Genomic DNA, 12,425 nt, shown 5'->3' on the forward strand with positions numbered 1-12,425 from the left:
GTACTGCTACTGCAGCTACATTTGCCACACGAGGCACTATTACACCACTGTTTGAAGATACAACATCTAAAGCTCCTTCGGGATTTGTTGTTCCAATACCCACTTGAGAAAACAAATGAGTCGATGCTAATAACATGACTGTTAAAATAATTTTATTCATGAGACAATAATTTAATTATTAATATAAAAAACACGACTTTTAAAAAAGTTACATAAAGTACTCCCAAATATTATACAGAAAAAAAACTGTGAATTAACACAAGTAAAAGCTTTAATTATAACTGCATTTTTTACCTGATAAAGTCATATTCCTTAAAAAGGAAAAATTATTATTATTAATTACTTATTGAACAATCAAGTTATAGTATTAAAAGATTATAACTTGTAAACAGAATTAATCAATTCGTATTAATAATTAAAAAACTTTAAAAAGGCATCTATTACAATTTTATAGAAACAACTTCTTTTTTTTATAACACATATTTACATACCGTTTAACAAAGCGATAAAGAAAGATGCTATAGTTAAATGAGTACAAATATATATAAATTAATTGTTATATAAAACATTTATGTATAATATATAACATAATTATATAATTGTGTTATATATTAAATACATTTTTGACTAGCATGAATGTGTAAATCATACCTTGTTATGTAATCAAAAAAGAACTTTAAAATCTCGAAGCTTGTATGATTTGACGATAAAAAAGATACTAAATTTACTAAAGTATTGGGGTAAATTAAAAAAAAAACAGGCTGTACTAGGGGACAGCCTGTTAAAGGGTACAAAGTGTACTAATATATCTACGTATCAATCCTTAATGCAACGTATACTAAAGCCTTGTGCACGAGAGCTAGTAGAACCCACGGAGGCGCTAGTACTACTGAAGTACATGGTGCGTCCGGAAGCACCAATACCTGTCGTACTTGTCCAATAGTAGCCCTGGGTACCCACGGAGTCATAGAAGTTACTAAAGTTACGCCTGCCAGCAACTGGCAATTTTAATGGGCTAGCAAAAGCACCCGCAGCATTGTTAGTAGTAAAAGTCAAAAGCTCGTTGTTAAACTCTATTGATGTTGGTACTCTATAACCTGTTGGGCATGGGTTGTTAATATCTGCAACGGTTTGCCAACGTGTATTGTCTTTAGTAGCTAACCAATCATAAGGTTGTACTGAATTGGTAATAAAATTTACACCTTCAGTACCTGCTACTACTGGCCCTGCACTGCTACTAGAAGAGCCTGCAGCTGGTGCAGAACCATTTGTTTCTGTTGCTGCCGTACGAACTATTATTTGGTGTCCATCTGCTTTTCTACCCCATTGGTATAAATCTCCATAAGCTAAATAATCTGTACTGCTTGTTGCCACTCGCGTAGCCCCTAGGTTTCGATCCATCCATATTCTACCAGTTGGTGATAATACTGCTGTTGTAGTTGTTTTACCGCTCAAACAGTTAGACCAAGCATTGTTTTCGTATGCACGAATACAGGTATTTGAGATGTCATAAATTATCATCCCATTCACGGGTGTTGTAATGACAGCATTAGTAGCCACACGAGGCACTATTACACCACTGTTTGAAGATACAACATCTAAAGCTCCTTCGGGATTTGTTGTTCCAATACCCACTTGAGAAAACAGATGAGTCGATGCTAATAGCATGACTGTTAAAATAATTTTATTCATGAGACAATAATTTAATTAGGTGGTTTCAAGTCATAAACACAACGATTCCATTATTGTTGATTGCGTTTACAAAGACTTCATTCGGTGTTAGATAATTATATCTTTTTCTGGGGCTATTATTTAGTATTTCTTCTACTTGTTGTTTGATAAGTTCAAATATATATATATTAATTGTTATATAAAACATTTATGTATAATAAATATCATAAATGTGTAATTATGCTACATATTAAATACATTTTTGATTAGTATGAATGTGTAAATTATACCTTGTTATATAATCAAAAAAGAACTTTAAAATCTCGAAGCTTGTATGATTTGATGATAAAAAAGATACTAAATTTACTAAAGTATTGGGGTAAATTAAAAACGAGAGTAAACCATATATTTACAAATTTAGTATCTTTACAAAAAAAATACATGTTGCCACAAAATACAGGTTTTTCTAAACTTAGTAAAAACGAAAAAATAAATTGGATTACTACAACTTATTTCTCAAATCCAATAGAATCAGAACAATTGGTCAAACAATATTGGAATACAGATGCTGCCATACAAAAACTACATGATGAATTTATTGAGAATACATTAACTAATTTTTATTTACCCCTTGGCGTTGCCCCTAATTTTGTGATCAACAAAAAAGCCTATACCATACCAATGGTTATTGAGGAAAGCTCTGTAGTAGCAGCAGCAAGTAAGTCGGCGAAGTTTTGGTTAACTCGAGGTGGATTTAAAGCAAGCGTTTTAGGAACAGAAAAAATAGGTCACGTACATTTTACCTACTTGGGTGAGCATAAAAAATTAGCCACATGGTTCAGTATAAAAAAAGAACAGTTTTACAGCGATGTAAATTACATAACAAAAAACATGGAAAAACGCGGTGGTGGCGTTTTAGATATTGAATTAATTAACAAAACAGATAAATTAGAACATTATTACCAATTACATGCTACTTTTAACACAAAAGACAGCATGGGCGCCAATTTTATAAACTCGTGTTTGGAACAGTTTGCTAAAACATTAAAACACGAATTGGCGGATTGTGATGATTTTTCTGCTGAAGAAAAAGACATTCAGATCATCATGTGCATTTTGAGTAATTTTGTCCCAAATTGTGTTGTACGGGCCGAAGTTGCCTGCAAAGTTGAAGATTTAAATGAAGAGACTAATGTAGACCCTTTAGAATTTGCTGAAAAATTTTTAAAAGCGGTACAAATTGCCGAAATTGAACCCTACAGAGCCGTAACGCATAACAAAGGCATTATGAATGGTGTTGATGCGGTAGTATTAGCAACAGGTAACGACTTTAGAGCAGTTGAGGCGGGAGCACATGCTTATGCCAGCAGAAACGGCAGCTATTCAAGTTTATCTCATGCGTCTATTGAAAATGGTATATTTAAATTTTGGCTGGATATACCTTTGGCGCTTGGAACTGTAGGAGGGTTAACTTCTTTGCATCCTTTGGTTAAATTTTCATTAGAAATGCTAGGCAAACCATCTGCCGAAGAATTAATGCAAATTGTGGCAGTAGCAGGATTAGCTCAAAACTTTGCGGCTTTGCGGTCGTTAACAACTACCGGAATTCAAAAAGGGCATATGAAAATGCACATCAACAACATTTTAAACCAATTTAAAGCCACAAAAGAAGAAAAAGAAAAGGTACTGAGCCATTTTGTTGACACAACCGTATCGCATAGTTTAGTAGTAGATTATTTGGATGTCATTAGAAATAATAGCGATACCACAAATTAATTGTTTTGTTTTTAAATATGCTAAGTAGATGCGCAAATTAGGAAAGTTCAGACTACTTGATGGCACAAAAGTAATGTCAAGAAAAATATAAGCTTAAATGAATAAACAAACCTTTTACAGCAACGGAAAATTACTTTTTACAGGAGAATATTTGGTTTTAAATGGGGCTAAATCATTGGCTGTACCTACTAAATTTGGACAAAGTTTAGACGTTACATTTTCTGCTGGAAACACTCTCAATTGGAAAAGTTATGATTTTGATGGAAGTATTTGGTTTAAAGATGAAATAAAATTTGAAGACATTATTGCAAAAACTTCATTTGATGAACACAAAATAAAAAACACCTTAGTAAAAATTTTACATCATGCTTATTTAATGAATACTGATTTTATTTCTAAATCAAAAGGTTATACGCTACATACAAAATTAACATTTCCAAGGCTTTGGGGCTTAGGCACTTCTTCTACATTAATAAACAACATAGCACAATGGCTTCAAATTGATGCGTTTGAGCTGCTTAAAAACAGTTTTGGAGGTAGTGGTTACGACATTGCTTGTGCACAAACTGACACACCTATTATTTATCAATTACATAATGAAAAACCAAGTTTCAAAACCGTGGATTTTAATCCCGTTTTTAGAAAACATATTTACTTTGTTTATCTCAATAAAAAACAAAGCAGCAAATCTGCCATTAACAATTATTTAAAAAAACAAGTTTCATTAGACAAGGCTATAAGTAGAATTGATGACATCACAACATGTATTTCAGAAACTGATGATATAAATGAATTTATGAATGCTATAGATATGCATGAAGCTATAATTAGCGATGTTTTAGAACAGCTTACTATAAAAGAATCTATTTTTCCTGATTTTAAAGGGTCTATTAAAAGCTTAGGTGCTTGGGGTGGTGATTTTGTTATGGCTATATCTCAAGAAAACCCTGTTTTATATTTTAACAACAAGGGATACAAAACGGTATTGAAATATGAAGACATGGTTTTATAGAAAATATAACTGCAAAAAAAATCCCGAATGTATTGTTCGGGATTTTTTTATAAGAAAAAAATTAAATTATTTGATTCTTAAATCTTCTATATCAGATTTTGCTTTTAAAGCTTCAAGAACTTTATAGTTCGTTGAGTTTTTTGCTTGTGTATTAGATTGGTTGATGTATGACGTATAATTTGGCAAAGTATTTGCCTTTTCAAAAACTTTCGTTTTAACCATATAAACACCATACGTACCGTCTATTAATCCTGATGTTTCACTTGCTTTTTGTCCAAATGCTTTTCCAACAACTTTAAATTCAGGACCTATATTTGGCATTAAAGCGCTTTTCATTGTTACCCCAGTTGCAGAAACAACAGCAGCATTTGTAACTTTAGAAACCTCTTGAACAGTTTTACCTGTCATTTTCTTTCTAATGATTAGGGCTTTCTTTTTATTTTTTAAAATAGGCTCAACTTGTGCTCTTGCATTTTCAACAGTAGATAATCCACTGTCATTTAATGATTTTAATTGTACAACAACAAAACCTGTGGGAACATCAAAACGTTTTACATCTCCTTTATTTGTATCTGAACTTAAAGCCCAAAGAACAATTCCTCTTTGAGATCCAAATGATAAAATGTTTTCGTCAGTGTTTTTAATATTAGATACTGGCTTAACTTCTAATTCCATTTGTTTTGCAACTTCTGCAAAATCTTTTGAATTTGCTTCAGCTTCAAATTTTGATGCTTTTGTGTAATTTTGATCAGATGTGGTTTCAGATGGCTCTACTTTTTGAGCTACAGTTGCTAATAAAACTGAGTTGTACTTGTCTGTAACTTTAATTACGTGAAAACCAAAATCAGTTTCAACAACACCAATACTACCTATTGAATTATTAAAGATAAAATCATTAAACGGTTTCACCATTTGATCACGTACAATATTATCATACTCACCTCCTGTTTGTTTTGAGCCAGGGTCATCAGTATTTGCAGATGCTAAAATACCAAAGATAGATGGATTAGCTTTAGCCTGTACTAGTAATTGATTTGCTTTAAGTTTTGCTTCCTCTTTTGTTCTTTTAATTGAAGGATTTGCACTTTGAGCTCCTTCAAAAGCAATTAATATATGACTTGCTTTAACCGCAGATCCAGATTTACTGGCTATTTTTTTTGATAATTTTTGATAACCGTTGTCAACATATGGTCCAAAAACTTCTCCATTAGCTAAGGCAAATAATTGCTCTTGGTAATCTAATGGCAAATCTTTTTTTGCTACAAAGGTTGAATCAAATTTAATATCTGAATACGTATTTATGTATTCAGTAGTGTTTGTCGCATTTTTAAAGCTTACAATGGTCTCGTTTAAGCCCGTTTCTTTGTTGTATATGACTTTTCCTCCGTTCAATAAGCCCTCGATTGATGATTTCATATCATCTTCATCTGATTTTGAAGGTTTATTTTCGATAAAAACTAAATCTAAATCAGCCATTTTTACTGATTTAAATTTCTTATTGTTTTCTTTCATGTATGCCATTATTTCATCATCAGAAATTTTAGCTTCATCATCATTAACTGTAGAGTATGCAACGGTTACAAAATCAAAATCAACTTTGTTATTTTCATCTTCATAAGACACTTGACCTTCTATTTGAGTAGATTGCATACCTGACTTAATCATGGTATAGTACAAAATTTCTTTATATTCATTTTCAACGTCTACTTCAAAAGTTTTCCATTGGTTTTTTTGTTCAACATTTTGACTCGAGAGCATCGTTTTTACAAACTCTTTAAACTTACCTTCATCAAATGTGCCTGCTGCATTTTGAAACTGAGGATTTGAAGCAAGGTTTGGGTTTTGCTTCATTAAATTAATCAATTGGTCTTTACCAACGCTCAACCCTAATTCGTCAAATTCTGTTCCTAAAATAATTTTTTTAACTTCTTGATCCCAAACTCCATTTGAAGCTTGAACATTGCTCATTCCTCTTTGCTCAGCTTGTCCTACTTTATATTGAAATTCTTGCCCCATTATGTTTGCACCGTTAACAGTACCCGCATATCTTGAGCCAGCTCCAAATGAACCGCCCTTAATTAAATCTGCTAACACAAAAGAGAATAATGCTAATGCGATAACTACTATAAGAAAAAATGAACGTTGTCTAATTTTTGATAAAATTGCCATTTTATAATTTGTTTAATTTTTTTACTGAGGGCGAAAATACAATTATCTATGAGATAATAAAAGCACTTAAGCGTTATTTTTATCTTTTTTCTTCAGAAATTGAAAGTTTTACCAATTCTATTTTTTTATTAGTAGCAGAATGTATCGTTATTTCGAAATTTTCAATATTAATTTTTTCTCCATTTTGAGGAAAGTCTTTCGTATAATCGACAATAAAACCACCTAAAGTAGAATAAGAATCACTTTCTGGAATTTGTAAATTGTATTTTTGATTGATGTATTCAACGTCTAAACGGGCAGAAAACAAGTATACACCTTCTTCTATTTCATCATCAATTGTTTCTTCATGTAAATCATGTTCGTCTTCAATTTCGCCAAACAATTCTTCTATTATGTCTTCTACAGTAATTAAACCTGAAGTTCCTCCATATTCATCAAGGATTACAGCCATGCTTTTTCTTTTTTTGGTTAAAATATCCAAAAGATCTTTTATAAATATCGTTTCTGGAACATATTCAATAGTCATCAGAACTGATTTGATGTTTTTTGGCTTTTTAAACAATTCAAAAGAATGTACATAACCTAATACATCATCAACAGAGTTTTGATAAACAATTATTTTTGAATAGCCCGTTTTAATAAATAAATCGCTTAAATCGATTATACTATCTTCAATATCAACACCTGCAATTTCTGTTCTTGGCGTCATAATGTCACGAGCTTTTAGCTCAGAGAATTCTAAAGCGTTTTGAAAGATTTGAATTTCAGAGTCTATTTCGTCATTATCGGATACAGAGCTCATTTGTTCATTGATGTAGTTTCCTAATTCGACTTTACTAAAATAATCTTGCACTTGATCTCCTTCCGTTTTAAAGAATTTTTTTAAAATAAAATCTGAAATCCAAATGATAAATTTTGAAACCCAATAAAATAGCTGATGAAAAAAATAAGCTGGAACAGCAAAAAACTTGATTAACTTATTTGAATATATTTGAAAAAAAACTTTTGGTAAAAATTCTGCTGTAAATAAAATCAACAAGGTAGAAAGTAATGTTTGAGAAAATAGACTTACAAGCTCATCATTAAAAAAGGGTGAAACCCTTTCCAACCAAGTGGTAATTAATTTTCCGGTAACAAAACCATAAATTACCAAGGCTATGTTGTTTCCTATAAGCATTGCAGTAATAAATTGCGAAGGCTTTTCGGTAAGTTTGCTTAAAATGTTTGAGTTAAAATTATTTTGCCTTTTTTCAATAGACAAAAAAACCTTATTTGATGAAAAATAGGCAATTTCCATTCCTGAAAAAAAAGCTGAAAGCAGCAAGCAAATAACTATAATTGTAATTTCCATAAGGATTAATTGCAGTTCTTATTTTCGGAATTTATCATTAAAATAACCTCTAAAGAAAAACATAAATAGTGCTGCTCCTGAAAGCAACAAGCTCATCAAAACACTTTGATCGTTTTGAAAATGTTCAAAAGCATCGTATGCAAAATATACCGCAAATATTAAATAAACGTAATGAAAATATTTTAAAAATTCCATGATGTGTTTTTTTTTCAAATGTATAATTTAAAAAATAAAAATACTACTATTCGTCTATATTATTTACTTCTCCATTACTCTTTTGCATGTTAAATATGCTAAAGTCTTTGCTGAAATCTACACCAGGGCCTTGCAAAAAATCGCCTTGAGCGTCATAGTATTTAAAATGTTTTTCAGTAAAAAACCATTCATTTTTTTGATCGTAATACAATTGAGCGGTTTCTAGTATTTTATTATCGTAAGATGTTATTTTTACATTGCCCTGTAAATCAATAAGATTTGTTTTTTTATAAGAAACTGCATAATCTGCATCAACATAACTCTTATTGTTTTTGTCATCAAAAATAGTGAGTTTAATTCCTTTTGGAAATTCGGTATATGGGTTTTCTAAAGAACCATAGTCAATCATTTTAGGACTTACTAATATGGCTTTTACTTTTCCTGAATCTGTATAAACCAAATTAATAGTGTCTGCTTGACCTGATGGTGTAAAGGTTTTTTGATTGAGTTTTTGAATGGCTTTAAAGTTGCTTTCACATGAAAAAAACATAGTCACAGTAAAAACTGTGACTATGGTAGAAATTATATTTTTAAAATTTATAAACATCTTATAATGAAGGTACCGTTATAGATTCTCCAATCCAACAATTGAACGACACTCTTTGTCCTCCTTTATTTTCATTAAAAATATCTGTTTTTGATGGCGCACTTGCATTATAAGAAGCTGCTTGTCTGTTTGCAGTAGCCTTTAATGCTGGGTCAACTGCAGCAGCTTTGTTTGCATATTGAGCACATAACCAATAAACGGCTCTTTTATCAAAAGGTGATGATCCACATTCGTTAGCACTGCTTGCATACAATTGAGCAATCAACATGTAGGATTGACCAAAAGAAGGCTTAGCAGACAATGCTTTTTTAGCATAACTACGTGCTTGAGATTTATTGCTTTTGCCAAACATAGTTGCTATTTTGTAATATACTTTTGCTTTTTTAGTACCGTCAGTAAACAACTCAGCTGACTGGTTAAAGTATTCTAATGCTTTTGATGTGTTTCCTGCTCTTTGAGCAGCTACTCCTAATAAATAAGCAGATTCAGCTGTTGGGTTTAAACGGTGCAGTTGCTCTGATATTTTTGTAAATAATGGGTCAGAGTCACATTCTTTTATTTCTAAACGCTCGGCAGCTCTTTTAAGCCAAAGAACATCTGTTTTCTTTTCTTCAAATGATTTTTGATAAAACGGAATCAATTTGTCACAAGTCGAAAGCATTACAATTTTTGAATCCATACTGCCCTTAACCGTGCTGAATTGCTCTAAATTATATTCGTTTTTTTCTTTTATGCGATTTTCTTTATCTGACAGCTCTTCATTATTTTCAATTTTGTTCAGTAAAATATCTAAGTCATCTGAAAGACCTTTTTCTTCTAATTCTAATTTTTCAGTAATTTCATCATATTTATCAAAAACTTGTTGCAATTCGATGCCTTTAGTTCCGTTTTCATATTGATTTACAAATAATTCAAAATAAGTATACAATGCTTTTGCTGAAGTAAAATTAGCATTATCTGTTTTAAAGGCTGTGTCTAATAAATTATAAACTTCATCTTTAGACCCCACATTGTTGTCAAATAAATTCATCCCTTTTTTTAAGGTATTCCCTTTATTATTGTCAGGGTAGTTAAGATCGTGTTCTGTGTATAATACATTTAAGTCATTTACAAACGCTACTTTTTCTTCAGGTGTTGCTGCGTTATCAATCTTATTCAACAAAACATATTCGCCATATAAATAAATAGCTTTATTTATTTTTGGGCAGTTTGATCTTAAAGGTTGTAAGTATTTGTATGCTTCATTAAATTCTTTTGATTTTGAATATTGAGCAAATAATTGTAAGTCTTCAGAACATTTTTCTTGATTTTGAGCATTCGTAAAAAAACCAACTAATGCAACCATTACTAATAATGTAGATTTTGTTTTCATTTTGTTAAAATTTGTATTAATCATATTTTCTTTTTTCGAACCATAAATCATTTAGAGATAAACCGATGTTTAAACTAAAGTAATTTTCTTGTATCAAATTGTTTTTTATGGTGCCTTTTTTACCATATTCAAATCCTATGTTTATATTTGATAATTTACCGGCTACTGGGAAACCTAATCCAAAATTTATGCCAAAATCATTAATTGATTCAGAATTTAACACAAGACCTGTGTTTTCATGACGAAATCCTGCTCTATAAGCTACTTTACTCCAATAGCTTGAAAACGAATTATACTTAGGTATATAATATCCACCAAGTACAAATTTATTTGAATTTTCAAAAGTTGTTCCGGAAATGTCATCAAACCTATTGCCTTGTTTGCTGTTTTCTTGATAGGCATATTCGAAACCAACAAACCATTTTTTTGATTCGCCAATACCTGCGCCTAATTTATAAGTAGACGGGATAACGAGTTTTGTATCATTAACGTCTATGTCATTATTATCATTTATAATTTCTGACCCTGTTAACGTATATGAAACAGTAGCTATGTTTCTGGTGTTGACTGAATTTAATTTTGCTTCAGGTGTATAATTTATACTCGATGAAAAAGTTAAGGTGTTTTTTAAATTTTTACTATACAACAAGCCAAAATTTGATGAAAACCCATTGATACTTGATTCGTTTAATTCTCTTGAGCCTAAAATAACATTAGGAATAAAAACAATAGTTTTAGTATCTATGTTTCCAAAATTATATTGCAAATCCATACCAAAACTTACAGTTTCAGATAAATTAAATCCAAAACCTGTAAATACTCTGTTAACACCGCCTTGACCTTTAAAGATACTGGTTCTTAAGTCTACATTAGAAGTGCTGTTTTGAATATTGTATCCTACCGAAGAATAGGGCATCAGTCCAATAGCAACTCCAAATTTACCGATTGGAAAACCCAAGGCTAAATAATCTAACGATGTACGTTTTGCACTTTCCTTACTGTCTTGATTAGAAACATTGCTAAAAGTAGAAGTTCCACCTACAACAAAATTTGTAATTCTAAGTTTTGAATACGAAGCTGGGTTTAATAAGTTTAAATGGATAGAATCATAAGCAACTCCTAAACCTCCCATTGATCTTTGGTCATGAGTTCCTTTAAATTTTACATCTCCTAAACCATAAAAAGAATAAGGCGAAGACGTTCCTTCTTGAGCGGAAACTATAAAAGTTGCCATAAGAATTAATGCAAGAAATAATTTCTTTATCATTTTTTATTGTATTGGTATAATAAATTCAAACTTTCTAGCAAGAAATTTGAATTTGCAAATATGGGCTTTTTAAATCTTTTAGCCAAAAAAAGTGTGTCCCCACCTGTTAAAATTATTGTTAAATATTTATATTGCGTTAAATATGCGTTAATAAATCCCTCAATTTCATACACAAGCCCATTAACAATGCCTGAATGAATGGATTGATTTGTTGAATTTCCAATAAAAGAATTAGGCTCTTCGGTTTGTAGTTTAGGTAAATTTGCTGTAAAATAATTTAAAGCCTGGTACCTCATTGAAATACCTGACGAAATAGCGCCTCCCAAATAATTTTTATGCATATCTACAAAATCATACGTTATGCATGTACCTGCATCAATAATCAAGCAGTTTTGATTGGGATACCTCAATACAGCACCCGAAACTAAAACTTTACGATCCAGTCCTAAGGTATTTGGTGTTGCGTAGTTATTTTTAAAAGGAAATTTACTTTCTAGCGACACATAAAACAAATTTGAGTGCTTTTTTAGCAACAAAATAACCTCATCAGGTATGTTTGCAACACTAGAAACGATAGTTTCAAGGCTATTTGGGTGTTTTTTAAAAATATTTTTTAATCCTATAAACAAAGTGTCTGTTGAAAATATTTCTTTGTAAATTAGGGTATCTTGCTCAAAAACAGCAGCTTTAATGTTTGTATTTCCAACATCTATAGTTAGTATCATTTTAATAATTTGAATCTTCAAATATACAAATTGATTTTTTTTAATAATTGTTTTGTATAAATTAAAAATCATTCTATATTTGCACCCGCAATAAAGCACAACGTAATCTTTATTTTAAGATTTAAAAGTGAATAATGCAAAAGGTACCTTAGCTCAGATGGTAGAGCAATGGACTGAAAATCCATGTGTCCCTGGTTCGATCCCTGGAGGTACCACAAAATTATCCCGTAACTCATTTATAAACAATGACTTACGGGTTTTTTGGTTTTTAGAGTTGCTC

The 12,425-nt window shown here is 31.0% G+C and carries 10 protein-coding genes and 1 tRNA gene; 3 read left to right on the forward strand and 8 right to left on the reverse strand.

The window, feature by feature from the left end:
• Window positions 1-816 precede the first annotated feature (816 nt).
• Window positions 817-1,692, reverse strand: coding sequence for an FISUMP domain-containing protein (locus AABM47_RS04485; RefSeq protein ID WP_338409729.1), 876 nt, complete (start codon window positions 1,690-1,692; stop codon window positions 817-819).
• A gap of 321 nt (window positions 1,693-2,013) precedes the next feature.
• On the opposite strand from AABM47_RS04485, the gene AABM47_RS04490 reads away from it, so the two are divergent.
• Window positions 2,014-3,447 carry a hydroxymethylglutaryl-CoA reductase, degradative gene (locus AABM47_RS04490; RefSeq protein ID WP_338409738.1) on the forward strand — a complete coding sequence of 478 codons (1,434 nt, stop codon included), beginning with the start codon at window positions 2,014-2,016 and terminating at the stop codon, window positions 3,445-3,447.
• A 97-nt stretch (window positions 3,448-3,544) separates the two neighbouring features.
• A complete protein-coding gene (locus tag AABM47_RS04495) occupies window positions 3,545-4,459 on the forward strand; it encodes a GYDIA family GHMP kinase (RefSeq protein ID WP_338409730.1) in 915 nt (304 codons plus the stop codon).
• A gap of 66 nt (window positions 4,460-4,525) precedes the next feature.
• On the opposite strand, the gene AABM47_RS04500 is transcribed toward AABM47_RS04495, so the two are convergent.
• The 7 genes from AABM47_RS04500 to AABM47_RS04530 form a co-directional block, all read right to left on the reverse strand.
• Entirely contained in the window at window positions 4,526-6,628 is a 2,103-nt protein-coding gene (locus AABM47_RS04500) for a peptidylprolyl isomerase (protein ID WP_338409731.1), read from the reverse strand.
• A gap of 79 nt (window positions 6,629-6,707) precedes the next feature.
• Window positions 6,708-7,979 (reverse strand): hemolysin family protein, encoded by a 1,272-nt coding sequence (locus tag AABM47_RS04505; protein ID WP_338409732.1) that lies wholly within the window; start codon window positions 7,977-7,979, stop codon window positions 6,708-6,710.
• Window positions 7,980-7,997: 18 nt separating this feature from the next.
• Complete coding sequence (locus AABM47_RS04510) at window positions 7,998-8,174, reverse strand: hypothetical protein (protein WP_338409733.1); 177 nt, start codon at window positions 8,172-8,174, stop codon at window positions 7,998-8,000.
• Between the two features lie 46 nt (window positions 8,175-8,220).
• Window positions 8,221-8,781 carry an LPS export ABC transporter periplasmic protein LptC gene (gene lptC, locus AABM47_RS04515; protein WP_338409734.1) on the reverse strand — a complete coding sequence of 187 codons (561 nt, stop codon included), beginning with the start codon at window positions 8,779-8,781 and terminating at the stop codon, window positions 8,221-8,223.
• Window position 8,782: 1 nt separating this feature from the next.
• Window positions 8,783-10,153, reverse strand: a complete 1,371-nt coding sequence (locus AABM47_RS04520) for a hypothetical protein (protein ID WP_338409735.1) — start codon at window positions 10,151-10,153, stop codon at window positions 8,783-8,785.
• Window positions 10,154-10,169: 16 nt separating this feature from the next.
• Complete coding sequence (locus tag AABM47_RS04525; RefSeq protein WP_338409736.1) at window positions 10,170-11,420, reverse strand: hypothetical protein; 1,251 nt, start codon at window positions 11,418-11,420, stop codon at window positions 10,170-10,172.
• Window positions 11,417-12,145 (reverse strand): type III pantothenate kinase, encoded by a 729-nt coding sequence (locus tag AABM47_RS04530; protein ID WP_338409737.1) that lies wholly within the window; start codon window positions 12,143-12,145, stop codon window positions 11,417-11,419. Before AABM47_RS04530 ends, AABM47_RS04525 begins: the two co-directional genes overlap by 4 nt.
• A gap of 142 nt (window positions 12,146-12,287) precedes the next feature.
• Between AABM47_RS04530 and AABM47_RS04535 the strand changes: the two genes are divergently transcribed.
• A tRNA-Phe gene (locus AABM47_RS04535) sits at window positions 12,288-12,360 on the forward strand.
• Window positions 12,361-12,425: the final 65 nt, after the last annotated feature.

The organism is uncultured Flavobacterium sp. (genome assembly GCF_963925415.1).
Classification (GTDB): domain Bacteria; phylum Bacteroidota; class Bacteroidia; order Flavobacteriales; family Flavobacteriaceae; genus Flavobacterium.